Source organism: Parabacteroides sp. MSK.9.14 (genome assembly GCF_019041495.1).
GTDB lineage: Bacteria > Bacteroidota > Bacteroidia > Bacteroidales > Tannerellaceae > Parabacteroides > Parabacteroides merdae.
This window is the reverse complement of sequence record NZ_JAHPXO010000031.1, coordinates 1-20,508: the sequence shown is the minus strand read 5'-3', so window position 1 is coordinate 20,508 and position 20,508 is coordinate 1. Positions and strand designations below refer to the sequence as shown.

The 20,508-nt window shown below is 45.7% G+C and carries 16 protein-coding genes; 7 read left to right on the top strand and 9 right to left on the bottom strand.

The window, feature by feature from the left end:
- The first annotated feature begins 8 nt into the window (after nt 1–8).
- From KTG12_RS15575 to KTG12_RS15560, 4 genes are read left to right on the top strand one after another with little or no spacing between them, the layout of a single operon-like run.
- Complete coding sequence (locus KTG12_RS15575) at nt 9–1,325, top strand: polysaccharide deacetylase family protein (RefSeq protein WP_022322565.1); 1,317 nt, start codon at nt 9–11, stop codon at nt 1,323–1,325.
- Complete coding sequence (locus KTG12_RS15570; protein ID WP_138273231.1) at nt 1,322–2,563, top strand: glycosyltransferase; 1,242 nt, start codon at nt 1,322–1,324, stop codon at nt 2,561–2,563. The genes KTG12_RS15575 and KTG12_RS15570 overlap by 4 nt, the downstream gene beginning before the upstream one ends.
- A 5-nt stretch (nt 2,564–2,568) precedes the next feature.
- On the top strand, nt 2,569–3,696 hold the full coding sequence (locus tag KTG12_RS15565) for a glycosyltransferase (RefSeq protein ID WP_138273230.1): 1,128 nt from the start codon (nt 2,569–2,571) through the stop codon (nt 3,694–3,696).
- The gene (locus tag KTG12_RS15560; protein WP_138273229.1) at nt 3,686–4,675 is read left to right on the top strand and encodes a bifunctional 2-polyprenyl-6-hydroxyphenol methylase/3-demethylubiquinol 3-O-methyltransferase UbiG; all 990 of its coding nucleotides are present in this window, start codon (nt 3,686–3,688) and stop codon (nt 4,673–4,675) included. The genes KTG12_RS15565 and KTG12_RS15560 overlap by 11 nt, the downstream gene beginning before the upstream one ends.
- Nucleotides 4,676–4,751: 76 nt before the next feature.
- Here KTG12_RS15560 and KTG12_RS15555 read toward each other — a convergent pair whose 3' ends face one another.
- A complete protein-coding gene (locus KTG12_RS15555; RefSeq protein WP_224204633.1) occupies nt 4,752–5,126 on the bottom strand; it encodes a 2-amino-4-hydroxy-6-hydroxymethyldihydropteridine diphosphokinase in 375 nt (124 codons plus the stop codon).
- A gap of 108 nt (nt 5,127–5,234) precedes the next feature.
- Here KTG12_RS15555 and feoB point away from each other — a divergent pair, with 108 nt between their 5' ends.
- The 3 genes from feoB to KTG12_RS15540 all read left to right on the top strand — a co-directional run bounded on the left by feoB (nt 5,235) and on the right by KTG12_RS15540 (nt 9,422).
- Nucleotides 5,235–7,715: a ferrous iron transport protein B gene (gene feoB / locus KTG12_RS15550; RefSeq protein ID WP_046451909.1), complete on the top strand. Its 2,481-nt coding sequence runs from the start codon at nt 5,235–5,237 to the stop codon at nt 7,713–7,715.
- Nucleotides 7,716–8,003: 288 nt separating this feature from the next.
- On the top strand, nt 8,004–9,011 hold the full coding sequence (locus KTG12_RS15545; protein WP_005636537.1) for an FAD:protein FMN transferase: 1,008 nt from the start codon (nt 8,004–8,006) through the stop codon (nt 9,009–9,011).
- A gap of 30 nt (nt 9,012–9,041) precedes the next feature.
- Nucleotides 9,042–9,422, top strand: coding sequence for a hypothetical protein (locus KTG12_RS15540; protein WP_022322559.1), 381 nt, complete (start codon nt 9,042–9,044; stop codon nt 9,420–9,422).
- On the opposite strand, the gene KTG12_RS15535 is transcribed toward KTG12_RS15540, so the two are convergent.
- The 8 genes from KTG12_RS15535 to KTG12_RS15500 form a co-directional block, all read right to left on the bottom strand.
- The gene (locus tag KTG12_RS15535) at nt 9,419–11,803 is read right to left on the bottom strand and encodes a TIM-barrel domain-containing protein (RefSeq protein WP_022322558.1); all 2,385 of its coding nucleotides are present in this window, start codon (nt 11,801–11,803) and stop codon (nt 9,419–9,421) included. The genes KTG12_RS15540 and KTG12_RS15535 overlap by 4 nt on opposite strands.
- Nucleotides 11,804–11,894: 91 nt before the next feature.
- Nucleotides 11,895–12,485 carry a Maf-like protein gene (locus KTG12_RS15530; RefSeq protein ID WP_005636532.1) on the bottom strand — a complete coding sequence of 197 codons (591 nt, stop codon included), beginning with the start codon at nt 12,483–12,485 and terminating at the stop codon, nt 11,895–11,897.
- A 23-nt stretch (nt 12,486–12,508) separates the two neighbouring features.
- Complete coding sequence (locus KTG12_RS15525) at nt 12,509–13,030, bottom strand: HAD family hydrolase (protein WP_005636531.1); 522 nt, start codon at nt 13,028–13,030, stop codon at nt 12,509–12,511.
- Nucleotides 13,023–13,790 (bottom strand): Rossmann-like and DUF2520 domain-containing protein, encoded by a 768-nt coding sequence (locus KTG12_RS15520; protein WP_022322557.1) that lies wholly within the window; start codon nt 13,788–13,790, stop codon nt 13,023–13,025. Before KTG12_RS15520 ends, KTG12_RS15525 begins: the two co-directional genes overlap by 8 nt.
- Nucleotides 13,787–14,347, bottom strand: coding sequence for a nitroreductase family protein (locus tag KTG12_RS15515; protein ID WP_005636527.1), 561 nt, complete (start codon nt 14,345–14,347; stop codon nt 13,787–13,789). Before KTG12_RS15515 ends, KTG12_RS15520 begins: the two co-directional genes overlap by 4 nt.
- A 120-nt stretch (nt 14,348–14,467) precedes the next feature.
- A complete protein-coding gene (locus KTG12_RS15510; RefSeq protein ID WP_022322556.1) occupies nt 14,468–15,838 on the bottom strand; it encodes an efflux transporter outer membrane subunit in 1,371 nt (456 codons plus the stop codon).
- Between the two features lie 5 nt (nt 15,839–15,843).
- The gene (locus tag KTG12_RS15505) at nt 15,844–18,972 is read right to left on the bottom strand and encodes an efflux RND transporter permease subunit (protein WP_005636522.1); all 3,129 of its coding nucleotides are present in this window, start codon (nt 18,970–18,972) and stop codon (nt 15,844–15,846) included.
- Nucleotides 18,969–20,135 carry an efflux RND transporter periplasmic adaptor subunit gene (locus tag KTG12_RS15500; RefSeq protein WP_005636520.1) on the bottom strand — a complete coding sequence of 389 codons (1,167 nt, stop codon included), beginning with the start codon at nt 20,133–20,135 and terminating at the stop codon, nt 18,969–18,971. Before KTG12_RS15500 ends, KTG12_RS15505 begins: the two co-directional genes overlap by 4 nt.
- Between the last annotated feature and the right edge of the window lie 373 nt (nt 20,136–20,508).

The following is a 20,508-nucleotide window of genomic DNA, read 5'->3' as shown; positions in this document are numbered from 1 at the left end:
AAGACAGTATGAAAGCCGTTATTTCCTATATTACCAAATTCCTGATAGGAGGAGAAAAGGCCGATGTATTAGCCAGTCTTGTCGGTTACACATCGGATCCCAACAAATTCTCCCGTTATCGCGTAGTCATCATCCCGTCCCCCTTTTTCCGGGATGAAGTTTACGGGACAGCCGAGTCCATACCCAAACTACCACTGGAAGAGATAGAAGGCATACCTCTGCTCTTCGGTTCTCCCAAAATAGAATGGCAGGGGGATACTTGGGTGGTACATGCCGATATCATCGCCAGTGCCTATTTTCTGCTGACGCGATATGAAGAAATACGGAAACGCAACATACGGGACATCCACGGTCGCTTCCTCGGAACAGAATCCCTACCCTTCAAAGCAGGATTCATTCATCGCCCGATAGTCGACGAATACGGTAAATTGTTGCGACGCTGGTTACGCCAAGCGCGTGTACAGTCAGCCGTCGAACTGCCCCCACACATACAAAAAGTATGGCTGACACACGATGTAGATGCTCCTTTCTTTTGCCGGACTTTCCGCAACCTGATACGAGAAACGGTTAAAGGCACAGGACTGAAACATGCCTGGAAGATGTTTCAAGGTCCGTTACAGGAAGATCCGTTCTACACATTTCCCTGGCTTGTAAAACAACGAAACAAATTAAAGGCCGTTATCGGAAAAAACCGTTGTGAATCTCTGTTTTTTATCAAGTCAGGTGGCTCATCCGTTTATGACAAGCCTCATTATAAACTGCATTCAAAGGACTTACAAGAGCTTTTGCTCTTTTGTAAAACCGAAAAAGTACAGATTGGACTGCATACCAGTTACGATGCCGGTAAAACACCGGCACTCATCTCAACGGAAAAAGAATTGTTGGAGAGACAGACCGGAAAATCGGTCACTTACAATCGGCATCATTATCTGGCCTCACGCGAACCGGAAGATATGGTATGGTTGGAAAAAGCAGGTATTACAGATGATTTCACGATGGGCTATCCGGATGTTGCCGGTTTTCGCCTCGGCACATCTCGTCCGGTACATTGGATTAATCCTGAGAATAAACGTATCTCGCCACTTATTCTCCACCCATTGGCAATCATGGAATGCAGCCTGAACGAACCTGTTTATATGAATCTTGGCTATGAGGGAGCACTTGCCTACTCAACACAACTCATCAAACAGGTGGCATCTGCCAACGGCGAACTGGTGTTGCTCTGGCATAACGACTCCATCACCACCCGGATCAAGCCGAATGTCTCTGTCGACTGGCAACGAAAACTATTCGCCGCCATCATTGAAGAATTGATAAAATCATGAAGATACTGATATTATGTGATATGTTTCCCCCTGCATTCGGACCGAGAATGGGCTATTTATGCAAATATATGAGGCGGGCCGGATGGGAACCTGTCGTTGTCACTGAGCAAATCGATGACAGCACGTTCTCTTTCCTGAAAGGAGAAACGCCTGTCACATATGTAAATTTCTTTCATTCCAAAGGGAAAATCCTCCAAAAGTTAGAGTGGATATGCATATTCATACTCGATTATTTTTTCCATTATAAAGACAAGAAGATGGCAAAAGCCGCCTCCCGTTTACTGGAAGAAGGGGAATATGCCGGTATCCTGTGCAGTTCATACCGAACTTTTCCCTTGCCGGCCGCCCAATATATAGCAGAGAAATATCATCTGCCGTTAGTAATCGACCTTCGAGACATAGTCGAACAATATGCTTCCAACGAATATATCGCTCATAACTTCCGTACCTTTTCCTGGTTGGATAGAAAGATCACGGAAACATTCCGTCATAAGTTATTACGGGACAGAAATAATGCATTGAGAAAGGCGGATCAGGTCACGACCATTTCCCCCTGGCATGTGGAAAAACTTCAAGCATACAATCCTAACACAGAATTGGTTTACAACGGTTACGATCCAGAGCTCTTCTATCCTGAACAACATCGGACCTCTCAATTCGTCATCACCTATACCGGACGTTTGATTAGCTTGGCGACACGTGACCCTCGATTGCTTTTCGAGGCCGTTAGCCGGTTAGATCGTGAAAAGCTCATTGATCCAGACCAGTTCCGCATCCAATGGTATGTCGACGCCGGATCAAAAGCGATCATCATGCAGGCAGCAACCGCTTACCCAGTCGCCCGGTATATGGACTTTTTCGACTATGTTCCCGCTTCCGAGATTCCCGGCGTGTTAAACCGCAGTTCCATTCTGCTGCAACTCGCCAATACCTTTGCATCCGACGGACCAAAAGGATTTATGACTACCAAGCTTTTCGAATCAATGGCTGTCGGGAAACCTTTACTCTGTGTAAAGAGTGACGAAAGTTGCCTCGAAGCTACCATCCGGAATACCCATTCCGGACTGGCAGCCCGGACAGCCGAAGAAGCTTTTCGTTTTATCCTGCACCATTATCAGTTCTGGCAGGATAATGGGTACACACACATAAATACGGATAAGGAAGCAGTGGAACGTTTCTCCCGTAAAAAACAAGCTGAACAATTTATGCGTATCTTTACCCGACTAAACAGCAAATGACAGACATGGAAAGGTATCTGAACATTATAGCTTTCAATATTCCCTGGCCTGCCAACTACGGGGGAATCATTGATGTATATTATAAGATAAAAGCTCTGCACCAGTGCGGTGTGAAGATCATCTTACACTGTTTCGAATACGAACGTGCCCATTCACCCGAACTAGAAGCCATCTGCGAAAAGGTATTTTATTACAAGCGACATACAGGGCTACGTACCAATATAACCCTGCTGCCTTATAACGTATACAGCCGCAAGCATCCTGAACTGATCGCCAATCTGTTGAAGAACGATTACCCGATCCTGTTCGAAGGACTCCATTGTTGTTATTACATAAACGATCCGCGACTACACAACCGGAAAAAGATTTACCGGGAAGCAAATATCGAACACGACTATTATTATCACCTGGCACAGGCGGAGAGCCATCCGATCAGGAAAAGCTTCTTCCGGATAGAGGCTTGGCGATTCAAACATTATCAGAAAATACTGAAACATGCCGATCTGATGATTGCCGTTTCAACAACCGATGCTGACTACCTCCGGCACCAGTTCCCCGACAAACCGATCGAATTCATGCCTTGCTTTCACACCAACAACCAAATTACGGTCAAGCCGGGTTCTTCCGATTTTATCCTCTATCATGGTAAACTATCCGTAATAGAGAATACACAAGCAGCCCTCTTTCTTATCCGGAACGTGTTCAGTAAACTGGACTGCCGTTGCATCATTGCCGGTATGAACCCGCCGGCTTCTTTGTTGAAAGCGGCAGCTCCCTATCCGAATATCCATATCGAAGCCAATCCGTCAGAAGAACAGATGAACGACTTGATACACAATGCACAAATACATGCCTTGATTACTTTTCAGGCAACCGGATTGAAACTAAAACTACTGAACAGCCTGTTTGCCGGACGCCATACAGTGGTCAACCGACTGATGATAGCAGGTAGCGGACTGGAATCGCTCTGCCATATCGCCGACACTCCGGACGAAATGGTCTGCATCTGTCGGAAATTGATGCATACCGATATGGCTCCGGAGTCGATCGAGCAGCGCCGCGACTTTCTTTATCCGACTTATTCCAATCAATATCAAGGCGAACACCTCTTACATTTGATCTATGAAGTATGATATCCGACAAGCAGCACAAGCGTTGATTAGCCAACTAAAGGCTATCGATTACGAACGATTGCCTATCAGTAAATATAACAAACGTTATATTGCCCGGCTGAAACCGGTTTTATCCTATTACATGAAAATCTATGCGGACTGTCTCCTTAAAGGACTGGAATCTATCGGTAGCTCACCGGAGGAGATAACACTTATCGACTATGGTGGCGGAAGCGGCTTCCTGAGTATACTTGCTAAACAAGCCGGAATCGGCCGAGTCATCTACATCGACCTCAATCCGGATTCTGTCGATACGATCCGCATCTTGAAAGAGCAGGTCAATACAGGACCTGACATTATTCTTCATGGAGACTCAGACACCTTAGCAGATTGGTGCTCGGCAAATAAAGTCAAGCCACAATTGCTGATCGCGACCGACCTGATCGAACATGTTTACGACCTGTCGGCTTTTTTCGCCAATTTGGTTGCCATCGACAACAAGATGCAAATGTTGTTTACAACGGCCTCTACACCTTTTAACCCGTATGTGAAAAGAAGGCTGCATCGGCTTATGACCATTTGGGAAAAGGAATATTATGCTTTACGTCTGCATTATATCCAACTGCACTTTCCGGCCCTTTCCCCTGCCGAAGCGAAAGAAGCTGCACGAAAGACGCGCGGACTTACCTTCCCACATATCCACAAGGCTGTCAAGACCGGTTCCTATCCTCTATTGAAAGATGCTTTCAACACCTGCGATCCACGAAACGGGAATTGGACAGAACGCATCTTACCCATCGAAACATATCGCTCGCTGGCAAAACCTTTCGGTTATCAAGTCCGGATAGGAAAAGGTTTCTACAACACGGATCGCTCCAACCCGATCTCCACATTCATTTGCTTAGGTATCAACGGTCTGATCAGGATCAGCGGAAAAGCTGGTTTCCTATTTGCCCCGTTTATAACCCTGCACCTACAGAGCGATAACAAAGGACGATAAGTTACAATAACCAAAGCTATGGGTTACGACGCTTAAAGCTATGCATTAGCCATCGTAAAGCTATGGGTTATGTCTCCTAATCCGCAACAGACCGGAAGAGTAGTTGCACATACTCCTTTTCCCAATCGGCAGGTTTCAGGATTGTTCCATTCCATAAAAGCAGGTCTATATCGATCGGAATCTTCCCTTTCTGCTTACTGTCCGACATGCGTCCCAATCGCTTTTCCATCGCCTTCACAGCCCGCCTCACCTCTTCCAGCGAAGCATTCGTACCGGCAACAGCCACTTGGTTCAAGAATAAGCCGGAATCGGATAAACCTATCGGCTCCGTATAAATCGCTTCAGAGAACCGGATCGATCCGAAATAAGCACGCAACAGACTGACCGCCGACTTTAGATTCGCCTCGCAATCCGTATTGGACCCCAAACATAATATAACATTGTTCCACATAGTCATATTTTAAAGCCTTTACGGAGACAAAACTAACAAAAAAATACCTACAATACGGTATTGACCATATTACCATTTCATGCTACCTTTGCGCAAGATTTTAAAAAGATGAGACTATCAGAACTTCGTACAGGCGAAAAAGGGGTTATAGTAAAGGTAATGGGACGCGGAGCATTCCGCAAGCGCATTATCGAAATGGGGTTTATCAGAGGAAAAGAGGTTGATGTCATCCAGAACGCACCGCTTAAAGATCCTATACACTACCGTGTAATGGGTTACGACGTTTCATTAAGACGAAACGATGCGCAAATGATAGAAGTCGTCAGTGTGGCTGAATTCATAGAAGCCAGTACCGGAAAACAGGAAAACCGCCCGGTGGATTCTTATATCCAAACATCTGGCAAGAGTTTACAGGCTATGGCCATGCACAAAGGTAAAACCATCAATGTCGCATTAGTCGGAAATCCCAATTGCGGTAAAACATCTTTATTCAATTTCGCATCCGGTGCACACGAGCATGTCGGTAACTACAGCGGCGTGACAGTCGACGCCAAAGCCGGGACATTCCATCAGAATGACTATACCTTCAAAATCGTAGACTTGCCGGGGACCTATTCCCTATCGGCTTACACCCCTGAAGAACTCTATGTTCGCAAGCATCTGAATGAAGAACAGCCAGACATCGTAATCAATGTAGTCGATGCATCCAACTTGGAACGCAATCTGTATCTGACCTGCCAACTGATCGATATGGACGTACGTATGGTTATCGCCCTCAACATGTACGACGAACTGGAACGACACGGAAATAAGTTCGACCATAACTCTCTCTCAAGGATGATCGGTACGCCGATTGTTCCGACCATCAGTAAGACCGGCTTCGGTATCGAAGAACTTTTCAACCGCGTCATAAAGGTCTACGAAGAAGAAGATCCCGTACTCCGCCATATCCATATCAATTATGGTGATGTATTGGAAAAGGCCATTTATCCAGTAAGGCATGCTTTGAAACTGAACGGAAATGTATCCAAAAGCCTTTCCAAGCGCTACCTTGCCATCAAGTTGCTAGAAGGCGATCCGGAAGTGGAATCATTCGTCAAGTCAATGCCTGGTTCCGAAACAGTCATCCACGAACGCGACCGCAATGTCGCTCAAATCGAAACCCTTCTGAAAGAAGATTGTGAGACAGCCTTCACCAATGCCCGCTACGGTTTTATTTCCGGTGCACTGCGTGAGACCTACGAGCAAAACAAAATAAAAGAAGCGACAAGCACCCAGATCATCGATTTGTTCGTAACCCATAAAGTGTTGGGGTTCCCGATCTTCATCCTTTTCATGTGGATCATGTTCGAAGCCACTTTCCGCTTGGGAGAATACCCGATGGAATGGATCGAATCGTTTGTTGGCTGGATCGGAGAGTTCGTACGTGGAAACATGAGCGAAGGCCCGTTGAAGGATTTACTGGTCGATGGCATTATAGGAGGCGTGGGAGGCGTTATCGTATTCCTGCCCAACATATTGATACTGTATGCCTTCATTTCTTTTATGGAAGATTCCGGCTACATGGCGCGCGCCGCTTTCATCATGGACAAGATCATGCATAAGATGGGGCTACACGGCAAATCGTTTATCCCGCTTGTGATGGGCTTCGGGTGCAACGTGCCGGCTATCATGGCATCTCGTACGATCGAAAGCCGTAACAGCCGGATGATCACCATGCTGGTAAACCCGTTAATGAGCTGTAGTGCCCGCCTTCCGGTGTATGTCCTGCTGACAGGTGCTTTCTTCCCCCAGACGGCCGGAACGGTCATGCTGATCCTCTATGCTTCGGGTATTCTGCTTGCCGTCTTAATGGCACGTCTGTTCAAGCGCTTCCTTTTTAAGGACGAAGATGTACCTTTCGTGATGGAACTTCCTCCTTACCGCATGCCGACAGGTAAATCAATTATGATTCATATGTGGGAAAAAGCCAAGCAATATCTGCACAAGATGGGGGGGGTCATCTTGATCGCTTCTATCATCATCTGGTTCTTGGGATATTTTCCTCGTCATTCGGAAAACGGAGATGTTTTTGAGAAGCAGATCGCCGAAGTGGAACAGTCCGACACGAACCCGGAAGACAAAGCGGAAACCATCGTTGAACTAGAACGCCTGAAATCGATGGACCATCAGCAGAAATCCTACATCGGCCGTATCGGCCAAGCCATACAACCGATACTCCATCCACTGGGTTTCGACTGGAAGATGAGTGTCAGCCTATTGACCGGTATGGCCGCCAAAGAAGTCGTCGTCAGCACACTGAGTGTCTTATATACAGGAGAGTCGGATGATAGCCAGGTCTTGACCGAACGATTAAAACAGGATAAAAATGCCGAGGGAGAATTGGTCTTTACACCTTTGGTCGCACTGAGTTTCATGCTCTTTGTCCTGATCTATTTCCCTTGTATCGCTACAATATCGGCCATTGTCCACGAATCCGGCTCCTGGAAATGGGGTATATTTGTAATTGTTTATACTTGCGTACTTGCGTGGTTCGTCTCATGCGTAGTCTATCAGACAGGGCACTTCTTTATGAACCTGTTTAATTAATACACCTTCTTTATGTGGCAGGAAATAGCAGTTTTCATCATCGGCCTTATCGTTATTTTCTATATCGGAAAGAAAATATATAAGTTCTTTACACATCCCACCGGAACAGACAATCCTTGTCAAGGATGTCCGGGATGTGCATTAAAGAACAAAATCCGAAACAACTGTATCTGACTTCTCTACCCAAAAACAAGAGATTCGAGGAAGTATATTATTTTGCTATTTTATACAGATAAAGTAGTACTCAAAGATTTACACTATCTTTGCAACCGACTAAACAATAGAAAAATGCATAAGAAAATTTATTTATCAGTTATTTTAGGAATTCTGTTCTTTGTCTCGTGTAAAGACAAAAAACAATATTACGAAGAAAGTGGTACCGTGTTTCATACCCTATATACGATCAAATATGAAGCGCCCCATATTTTAACGGATAAAATCGATGCCGAGTTGCAAAAGTTCAACCTGTCCTTGAATCCCTTCAACCCAAATTCGATCATCGCAAAAGTGAATAATAACGAAGCGGTGGAAGTAGACGAATGGTTCACGGAGGTATTTAACAAGTCGATGGAAGTTTCCCGCAATTCAGATGGTGTTTTCGATATCACCTGTGCCCCTCTGGTTAATCTTTGGGGGTTCGGTTTCAATAAAAAGGACAGTGTGACACCTGCTATGATCGACAGCCTCAAAACTTTTGTAGGCTACCGAAAAGTACATCTGGAAGGCAAAAAGGTCGTGAAAGACGATCCCCGTCTGCTATTGAACTGCTCCGCCATAGCCAAAGGATATTCCTGTGACGTGATCGCCCGCCTGCTTGAAAAAGAAGGAGTGGAAAACTATATGATTTTGATTGGAGGCGAAGTGGTAGTAAAGGGTGTCAATCAGAATGGCGTATGCTGGCGTACCGGTATCAATCTCCCGGAAGACGATCCGGACGGCATCAAAAATAATTATGACGAAATCGTCCAACTATGTAAAAAAGGCGCGATTGCCACTTCAGGCAATTATCGCAACTTTTATATCAAAGACGGTAAAAAATATGCCCATACAATCGATCCACGTACCGGTTATCCAGCCGAACAAAGCGTGTTGAGCGCAACAATCGTTGCTAATGACTGTATGACTGCCGATGCTTACGCCACTGCATTTATGGCAATGGGCTTGGAAAAAGCCCGGCAAATGGCAGATTCCTTACCTGAGATCGAATACTACGTGATATACGCTGACGAAAATGGGAAGCATCAGATTGAATACTCAAAAGGGATGCTTCAGTATCTGCCTAAACGGAAACAATGATAAGTTCGGATAATTCCTGATTGATTAAATATGACAAGAAACGTCCTGAACCAGCTTGAATGTAAAATAGGAAAAGCGGGCGAAATTTTATGTAATACGGATGACACCGGCAATGTCTTATTGTTTGTCTCTTCCGGAAAACTGGTCATCTATAATCAAAACCAGACGCCGGTTGCCGATGTGGACGAAGGACATTTTGTATTACTGCCTGCCGAAAAATCATTTATTGCGATAGCCATCACATCGACACGACTCATACTCATGCATGCCGGTCCGCTTTCCGAAATGATAACAGACGATCCGGAATGGAATCCGGATCGTCCTGTCATACTCCCTATCTGTCCATCTTTAGCTAAAACCCTATACATAATCGAATATTATCAAAATGAAAAGCGAAGCGAACTGAACTAACGAAGCATAGCTTTTATCAACTCGTTATTTTCCTGATGCAAACTGAAACGTACCTTGTGATCGTCGCCATACTGCCAATCCATTATCGGAACATTGTTTACTAGCACTTCCGACGGGCGCTGCGGAGCGTCGATCTCCAATTCGTATGTCCGTGCTTTGCACATGCCGTTATACGATCCTTCCACTGGGAAAACAGTAAACTCTACTGTCCGCCCGCTCTGCTTACATTCAAAACGGGTTGTAGCAATCGCTCCATTTTCATAATCATATGTTTTACCATCATCTTCATACATCGTATAGGAAGAGACATCTTTGGGAAATACTTTCACCATCAAAGTATCCAACGGTTCCTCCCCAATGAATTGCATATCTTTTTGGAACGGTATGATCGCCCCTTCACGTACGAACAGCAACCCTGCACGGTTATCAGGTATTGCATGCTTGATTTCCCTACCGCCAGCCAATTTTTCACCTGTCCAAAAGTCAAACCAGTTCCCTTTCGGCAAGTAGATCGAATCACTGAAGATACCGACCAGAAAACTTTGGCCAAACATATACTGATAGACCATATCATCCGTCTTACGGTCATCAGGAAACATCAAAGGCATGGAGCGTACAATCGGCATACCGGTCTGTGCCCCTTCCAATGCTGCCGAATAAATATAGGGCATCAACGCATAACGCAACTTCACATAATCCCGGTACATTTTCTTTTCTTTCTCTGGGAAATAGAACGGTTGATGCAACGAATACCAACTATTGATCTGCACCCATGGCAAGAAGAGGCCGAAATGAAGACTCTGCAGTTCCTCGTCCTTATTGACATTCATCACGTCGCAAGAAGTATTGAGAAAACCGCTCATACCCAAGTTCAACTGGTCGAACAGAGCCGTACGCCCTCCCCCGTTATCACCGCTGGTGGAAGCGCTCCAATGCTGCGTTCCCGACCACCCGGCAGTATAATGATGCCAAGAACGGAGTCCAGTGTGTTCACGCATCATCTTATACATCTGCTTCGGCAAAAGAATCTGGTTCAAGTTATGCATCTCTTTATCGGTGTGTCCGTTATAATACTTGAAATTCGGATGTTCGTCTATCGTACGTGCCGGGTCCATCTTGAAACCGTCTACACCATTATCCACAAAGTTCTTCAAATGATCCATCCAGTGCTCCTGCCCGGAAAGAGGCTTCCCCATCGCCTTCGCCAACGCATCCTCCTCCGGAACGCTCAGATCATACTCGATACAGAGCCAAAGCCCCATGTGATACCCCATCCCATGCAGACGGCCGATAAGCAGCCGATGGTTTTCTTTCTTCGGATAGCGAGTAGAATCCCAATAAGCTTCAGCCGAAAACTTCTGATAGTTCCATTTCTTTTTAGTCGAGAAATCATAACGTTTCTCCATCCATTGCGGTTCGAGCCAGAATAAGTCGCAAGGGACACCCATCTCACGGAAACGTACAGCATCATTCAAAATATCGAATTGGTCTTCCAGCATATTCGGACCGAAACACAATCCGTATGCATATTTCGGCAACAAGTAAGGCCGACCGATAATAGCCGTATAATAGTTGATCACATCGGGCATCGAATTACCGAACATCAAATAGAAATCCACCTCGTCCGTCGTATTATAGATTGAGAAAACATCCGACTGGTAGTTGCCGATATCAAAGAAATTTTTCCGTGTCGTGTTGTTGAAAATACCCCAATTTTCGGAACTGATCATAAAAGGCATCGGAATCTCGGTATGCTGGTAAGTAGTCCACATACGCAACAGTTCGCCCCGATGTTGAATATGGTCGCGACTGGTACTGCCACCACCATAGAAACGTTCGCCGTCTTTCAGCGAGATCGAAAGGATACTGGTGTTCTTGTAATCGCCGGTTTCCGCCTGGTCTTTCATGTTTCCCGGATTTTTGTCGTCACCGATGATCGTTCCATTGTTGGGGACTTTCATGTCCTTGTATTTGGCATTGATCACTTCTCCCAGCTCAATGCACAACGGATCGGCAGAAGTAAGAAAGACTACTTTCTCGATAATCACCCGCCCTTTCCGGTCAGAAACAGATATAGCACCGGTCTTTTTATCAACTTTCAGTCGATAAGCGCCGGTCGATACTTCAAACTGCTGTTTATTGTCTTTCGGGGAAACCGGAACCGGGTCCCAATCCGTCTTAATAATTCCGTAACGTTGCATCAACGACTCAGAAAAGGTTGAACGAGGAGTAACCCGAATCCGGAATATCCCATCCGTACAAACTTCCACATTCATGTTCAGCCCATTCTGTAAACAAACATCGAATGACTGTTTCTCCCCTGCAGCAAAAGCGGATTGCAGGAAAAACAGACATACAAGCAAATAATAGATCTTTTTCATGATATTTAAAAGTTAATACCACAAAAATACAGACTTCCTATTCGCCTTACCTTCAATAAATCATCTTAAAACATAGAATTTTGTCCAATCTTCAGAACTTCTTCAACTCTTGATAAAGCAGCCTGACCGGTAACCCCATCACGTTATAAAAACTGCCATTGATGGCTTCGACTGCCACGTACCCGATCCATTCCTGTATGCCATAGCTACCGGCTTTATCAAACGGACGATATTTATCGACATAGTAGACGATCTCGTCATCATCCAGCCTGGCAAAACAGACGGTCGATGAAGCGGAAAAAGAAACCGTTTTTTCTTTTGTCGTAATACAAACACCGGTAATCACCTCATGTACATGCCCGGACAGTTTCCGAAGCATGGCGATAGCATCTTCGCGATCTTTCGGTTTTCCTAAAATTTCACTGAAAGTCCACACAATCGTATCGGCAGTGATCAACAATTCGTCTGCCGACATGGAAGAGATGTAGGCTTCCGCCTTTTTCCTAGCGATATAGACCGGAACCTCGTCCGACCGCAACGTTTTGGGAAAGGATTCGTCTATATCCGGGATCGTCTGTACTTCAAAGTCAATATCCAATCCCGCCAGCAATTCGCGTCTCCGGGGAGAATTGGAACCTAATACGATTTTATATTGACTCAAGTTAGGGAGTATGCTTTTCATTATCCTATTTTATCAGTTTAGTTCTACCAGCCGAAAGCCTCGTCACCCATCCAGTGGCCTTGAGCTCTCATGACTTGTTCGATTACATCGCGGGCAACGCCAGCCCCCCCATTCTTGTGGGAGATATATTTGGCGATACGCTTGATCTCAGGAGCCGCATCAGCGGGTGCTACCGGCAGGCCGACCATTGTCATCACTTCGTAGTCAGGAATATCGTCCCCGGCATACATAACCTCTTCAGGCTGCAGACCAGTCTTTTCCAGAAAATCCCGGTAATCGTGGACTTTTACTGCACTCTTCATATATATATGAGTAATGCCGAGACGCGAAAAGCGGATCTGTACCGCTTCCGTATAGCCTCCGGTAATGATGGCTACGTGATAGCCTTTCTTGACAGCGAGCTGCAAGGCATAGCCATCTTTTATATTAACGGTACGCATAGGGTCGCCATTCGGATGCAACGGGATTACATCACAGGACAAAACACCGTCTACATCAAAGACAAAAGCCTTTATCTTACTCAGATCATAATTGATACTACTCATGTTGTGCCTCCTTATGTATGCTTTGACTGATCAGCCGGTAGATCGACCGCATATCGGAATCCCCCAACATAGCCAAATGTTTATTAATCACATTCTCATCATATCGGATAGCCGGACCAGTCTGTGCCACCCTCGGCGGCATCGTATGTATCTTGGCTGCCGTCTCGTCGATAAGTGGCAACAAGACATCAGCCGGTATATCCTGTTCTTCTAATAATTTAACAGCCAACGCATAAATATGGTTGGTAAAATTACAGGCAAAAACAGCTGCCAGGTGTAAACTTTTACGTTTGTCGGACGACAGGAAACGGATATTTCCCGAAAGTTTCTCCGCCAAATGTTGCAATTTGCCAGCATTTTCAGACGTATTAGCTTCAAGAAAAAAAGGGATCACGTTGAAATCTACCTCCCGTGTTTTACTAAACGTCTGCATCGGATACAGGACTCCATAATTGGCCGTATGGCCGTTGAAAACATCCATCGGCATACTGCCTGCCGTATGCACCCACAAGCCCTCATTCGGCCTGACACGAGCAATCACATCCGCCAAAACCGTATCTTTTAAAGAAAAGACATACAGGTCAGCATCCGTATCGACAGTTTCGGGATCAGTTGTCCAGGGACAGCCCAACAGAGCAGCCAGCTGCTGTGCATTTTCCGGCGTATGGCTATACACCTGCCCGATCTGCATCCCTTTGCGATGCATTTCGAGCGACAAGCGCGTCGCCAAGTTGCCAGAGCCTAAAAAAATGATTTTCATACTTTCCCCTGTTCGTTTTCAATTGGCATACGGAAAGTTCCGAGATGTATCTTTTCCCATTGCAGATGCGATTCGTCAAACGGCTTACGTTCCTGATCCTTATATCCGATACCGATGATGGACAAAACGTCCAGTTGGTAAGGTACATCGAGAAGTCCTCGCACATACTGCGCGGCGTCCGTATCGTCTTCCATCTGCCGGTTGCGTATTTGGCACCAACAACTGCCCAGTCCCAAATCTTCAGCCTGCAATTGCATATAGATGGAGGCAATCGAAGCATCTTCTACCCAAACATCGCTTTCCATTACATTCGCCAGTACAACAACAGCCAACGCGCAATCTTTCAGGAACGCAGCACCTGCCGGTTTGCATACTGACAACTTGGCCAACATTTCCTTATCCTCCACGACAACAAACTGCCAGGGATTTTTCCGTTTGGAAGCCGGTGCCATCAAAGCGGCTTTCAATATCATTTCCACCTGCTCCGGATTCAGTAACTGATCCGTGAATTTACGGGTACTTTTTCTGCTCTTTATTAATGTTGCGAAACTTTCCATTTATATTTTACTTTATTGATTGCGAAAGAGAAAACAAAGATAATGAGATTTTCGGTACAAAAAAAGCCCCTTTTCCTCTGATTGATCAAAGGAAAAGGGGCTTTCAGAAATCAGCCGGCTTTATTCCCAGCCTCCTCCTAACGCCTTGTAAAGATAGACCGTTGACAGCAGTTCGTCAAGCATCGCCTTGTTCAGACTGAGTTGGGCGTCAAGCAAACCACGCTGGGCATCAAGAACGTCCATATAGCTAGTGACACCGTTGATGTACTGCAATTGTGCCAGCTGAAGGTAAGTATCAGCAGCATTGAGCAATTTCTCGTATGACATGCGAACCTCCTTTGCCTTGCGGATCGTGACAATTGCATTGTTGACTTCCTTAAAAACACTGAGCACGCTCTTCTGGTAATTATATACTTCCTGCTCATAGCGAGCACGGGCCGCCTTCAGCTTCGCTTTGTTCTTACCCATAGCAAACAACGGTTGCAGCAAATCGCCAGCAAGGAACCAAGCAGGACTCTTAATGAAATTCGTCAGTTCTTCGTTTTCAAAACCCAAATTACCAGTCAAGCTGATCTTTGGAAAAAGATCGGTTTGAGCCACTCCTACCCTAGCATTCGCTTCACGCAGTTTCTGCTCGGCTTGCCGCATGTCCGGACGCCGTTCTAGCAAGGAAGAAGGCAAACCGACCGGCAATGTCTCCAGCAAATGCTGTTCACGTAAAGGCAATCCACGCGGGATATCCCCCGAATACTGTCCAAGCAGGAAAGCAAGGTCATTCTCCTTTATTTTGATCTTCTGTTCAAGTGAAGGAAGCAAGGTCTCCGTACGTGCCAGTTCCACCTGTGCCTGGCTATAGGACGTCTCGGAAGTCAGACCACCTTCGAAGCGCAGTTTGGCTAAGCGGACGCCTTCGCGACGGGCAGCCAATGTATGGCGTACGATATCTTGTTCCTGATCGAGTGCACAAAGTTCATAATAAGCAGCAGCCACTTCCGCTACCAATGTCATCTGCAAGGCGTGACGTGCTTCCACCGATTGCAGATAGGCAGCAATTCCCGCTTCGTTTGCCCAACGAAGATTCCCCCACAGGTCCAATTCCCACGAGAGAGCCAGTTTGGCTCCGTATTCAGGATCAGGTTTTGGGTTATCACCTCCGTAATTCAAGCGTTCTTTCTGTCCATAAATCCGGGCTCCTATTTCCGGGAACTGATCGGCAAAGGTGATCCGTTTCGAAGCGATCATCTCCTTAACCTTCGCAACAGCGATCTTCATGTCTTTATTATTATCGAGAGCGATGGTAATCAGACGTTGCAAAGTCGTATCGACATACAGGCTCTGCCAAGAGATGCTGTCTATCGAAGCTGTATCCGCTCCTGCCACAATCTCTTCCGGAAGATCCAGTTCCGGAAGAGCGTACTTCTTGCCGATCTTGCAGGAAGGAAGAGCCAACGCAAGGGACAGGACTATGAATATATAGATATTTCGTTTCATTGTAATTATTTGCTTATTGTTCGATGAAGAATACGTTCCATTCTGACTTTACCTTTTATCTTGTAAATCAAGACAAAGAAGAAAGGAACCAAAACGATCCCGACTGTGATAGCAACTAGCATCCCGAAAAACACACCGGTACCGATACTGTGGCGTGAAGCAGAACCCGGTCCGCTTGCCAATACCATCGGAAGCATACCCAGAACAAATGCCAATGAGGTCATCAGGATCGGACGAAAACGCATTCGGGCGGCATGAAGGGCAGCCTTAACAACCTCAACTCCGGAATCGACCTGTATTTTGGCAAACTCGACGATCAAGATCGCATTCTTTGCTGCCAAACCAATCAACGTCACCAAGCCGATCTGGAAATAAATGTCGTTGTGCAGGCCCGTCACCCATATTCCAAGGTAAGCTCCCAATGCTGCAACCGGCAATGAAAGCAGTACTGCGATCGGTACGATCCAGCTTTCATATTGGGCAGCTAGAAAAAGGAAGACGAAAAGAAATACCAGCGCCAACACGAATCCAGTCTGTCCACCGGCCTTTTTTTCCTGATAAGAAAGTCCGCTCCATTCCAGCCCGATATTCTCAGGCAGATGCTCGCGGGCAATCCGCTGCATGGCGGCCATTGCTTCGCCAGAACTATATCCAGGAGCGGCAACAGCACTAATAGCAGCAGTCGTAAACATATTAAAACGTTTGATCGTTCCCGGTCCTGTTGTATAGCTGGTCGTTCCTAAGGCTGTTAATGGAACCATCGAACCGTTCTGTGCACGGACAAAAAACAGGCCAAGATTATCACGCGTTGCACGATATGGTGCCTCCGCCTGAATATATACCTTATATATACGGTTGAACATGTTGAAATCGTTCACGTAGACGGAACCTAAATAAGCTTTCATAGTTGAGAAGATATCCGTCAACGGGATACCGAGAAACTTCGCGCGGTCGCGGTCTACATTGAAGTAGAGCTGCGGAATCTCCGACTGCAAGGCTGAGGACACACCTGTCAGTTCCGGCGCTTGTGATGCATAGAGCATAAAAGTGTCGGTAGCCGCCACTAAGTTTTCCCAACTGGCATCACCACGGGCCTCAAGTTGCATTTCCAAACCTCCGCTCTCTCCTAATCCTGGAATCACAGGAGGACGGTTCAGATAGGCCAATATCTCCGGATAATATAAGAACTCTTTACGGCATTGTTCCATTACATCTTCCACTCCCATGTTGGAAGATTTGCGTTCCTCCCAAGGCTTCAGAATAACGGTCAGGGTAGAACGGCTCTGCGAAGTTCCGACACGTGCGCTGCTACCGGTCACATTTTGCACATATGCGACAGCCGGCAGACTTTCAATGAAAGCGATGGCTCGATCTGTAATTTTACGCGTACGTTCCAAAGTCGCCCCTTCGGGCATCACCAGTTCGACAGTAAAGAACCCTTGGTCTTCTTCAGGAATAAAGCTGGTCGGGATTACCCGATTCAACACAAAGATGAACACGATTACCATTCCGAAACCGGCCAGGATGCGCCTTGGATTCCGAATCGCTTTTTCCAGTAAATGGCCGTATTTATTATTTCCTTTGGCCAACCAAATATTGATTTTACGGAAAACAATATTTTTTTTCTTCCTGTTCGGACGTAGAATAATCGCACACATGGCAGGGCTCAACGTCAATGCCACGACTGTGGATAACAGTACGGAAACTACGATCGTAATGGAGAACTGACGGTACAAAGCTCCAGTAATTCCGCTCAAAAAACTAACAGGAACAAACACGGCCGCCAACACCATAGAGGTAGCGATTAAGGCTCCCGACAATTCGTGCATGGCTTTATGAGTAGCCTCGCGTGCCGTCAGATGCTCTTCATGCATCAAACGTTCCACGTTTTCCACCACAACAATAGCATCATCCACTACAATACCGATTGCTAGAATCAAACCTAACAAAGTCAACATATTGAGTGAGAACCCCATGATCAGCATAAAACCGAATGTTCCGATCAAAGAGATAGGAACAGCAATTGTCGGGATCAAGGCCGCACGCCAGTTCTGCAAAGATAGGAATACCACCAATACGACCAAGAACAGAGCTTCAAATAAGGTTTTATATACCTCGTGGATAGACTGCGATATATATTCGGTTGCATCGAAAGGAAACTTATATTCCAACCCTTCTGGAAAATTCTGGCTGATTTCTTTCATCGCCTCCTTTACATTCGTAGCTACTTCCAGTGCATTGGCTCCCGGCAACATATAGATAGCAAGTATAGCCGCATTTTTTCCATTCAGTCCACTTTCCGTCGAATAAGAAGAGGCTTCAAGTGAAACTCTTGCCACATCACGAATACGGACAATAGAGCCGTCTGGGTTGGCACGGACTACAATATCTTCGAACTCCTTTACCGTAGACAAACGTCCTCTGGCAGTAACAGGCAAAGTGATATCGACATCCAATACTGGTTGTTTTCCCAACTCACCGGCTGCAGACTCGCTATTTTGCTCTTTCAGGGCATTTTGCAAGTCCTTTACTGTCAACCCCATATTCGCCAAACGATCCGGATAAACCCAGATTTGCATACCGTAATAACGGCTACCGACATTCGAAACACGGCCTACACCGGGAATACGACGCAATACATCCAACACGTTAATAGTCGCAAAATTACTCAAATAGATTTCGTCAAAACGAGGATCATCCGAAAGTAGACTCAATGTCATCAACTGACTGGCTGATTGTTTTTCTACCGTGATACCGTTCTGCACAACGTCTGCTGGCAAACGAGACTCCGCCAGTTTCACACGGTTCTGGATCTCTACTGCCGAAAGGTCTGGATTCGCATTCACATCGAATGTTACAGTGATAGTCAGACCTCCCGAATTAGAGCTACTGCTTTGCATATAGATCATACCCGGCGTACCGTTCAACTCCTGTTCGATAGGAGTCGCAACAGCCTGCGATACCGTCATGGCACTTGCACCTGGGTACGAGGCGCTAATTTTAACAACCGGTGGAGTGATCTGCGGATACTGGTCCACCGGCAACATCACCAACCCGATAATCCCGACAATAACAATTACCAAAGAAAGCACTGTCGAGAAAACGGGACGATCTATAAAAAATCCCGGTTTCATTCCTCTTCCTCCTCTGCCCTTAATGCTTCAATCGCTTTATCGTCACCCGCCTGTATCGGCTGTACCAACATTCCGGGAACTAACTTATGATAGCCTTCTATTACGACTTGTTCATTTTCACCCAATCCACGTTCTATAACAATGTTATTTCCGATTTCCGGCCCAGTCTGCACAAAACGCTTTTCTGCTACATTATCCCGGCGGACTACATAAATGAAAGCTCCTCCTTTCTCTATGGAAATAGCCTTACGGGGAACAACAATCGCACGTTCACGGACATCCAACAAGAGTTTCACTTTTGTGAACTGCCCCGGGAGAAGTTTCTGGTTCGGATTGGAAAGTTCAGCACGCACCCCGAATGTTCCAGTCTGCGGATCAACAATCGGATCGGCAAAATCCACTATCCCTTTAACAGGATATTCGGAATCATCGGCTAAGGTAACTGTTACGGTCGGTTGCCAGGAGCGGGATGTGTCCTGCTCTCCGAATTTAATATTACGACGTTCGGCACGCAGATAATCTAATGCAGTCATTTTAAAGTCTACTAAAACAGTATCACTCTTTACTACAGCTGCCAATTTAGAGTTTACACCAGGACCGACCAAGGCGCCAACATCCACAAAACGTTCGCTGATATATCCGGCCAGCGGAGAGGTTACAGTCGTATAACTCAATTCAAGTTGGGCCTGATCCAGATCGGCTTTACTCATGGCAATATCCGCCTCTGCATCTCCTAACGATGCTAATGCATTGTCCAAATCCAATTGGCTGGCAGCATGCTGCTCGTACAAAGGCTGCAAACGTTCTACATCGCGTTTAGCTTTTGCAGCTTGTGCTTCGTTCTTTTTCAGCTGTGCTTTAGCTTTCTCTACCTTTGCCTTATAAAGAGCCGAATTAATAATGAAAAGAGGTTCATTCTGCTTAACTTCCTTTCCTTCCACAAACAACATCTTTTCCAGATAACCCTCAACGCGGGCATGTATCTCCACGAACCGAGCTGCCCGAATGCGTCCGACATATTCACCAAAGATCTGTACATCTTCCTTTGCCGGTTTATCAACAATCACGAGAGGCTTCAAAGGTTCATCCTTATGTCGGCATCCTGTTGCTAACACTATCAAGGCTAAAAACACAGCCCCTTTAACCAATCTTTCTCCTACCATCTTCTAATATCTATAATTGACATTTAAACTTGCTATATATATCTATCTCTAAATTAAGACATGAAATAATCGTACCACTGTTTCAATCAAGATGCTAAAAAACATTATACAGCTTATTTATAAGATAATACCTTCTATACAAAATAGCTTGTTACCTAAATCACAATCCATATATGTAGAATTATTCCACATTCTTCCTAAAAAAATCCCCAATTATGACACCAAAACGTTACCCAATACCAAACAGTCCTCCGGAAAGAATCCTTCAACATATAAAACAGAAAAAGGAGTCAGGCTTACGACTGACTCCTCCTCTTAGAGAACTTTCGCTCTCACTCCTAAAAAACGGCGGCTATCTACTCTCCCACTTTTA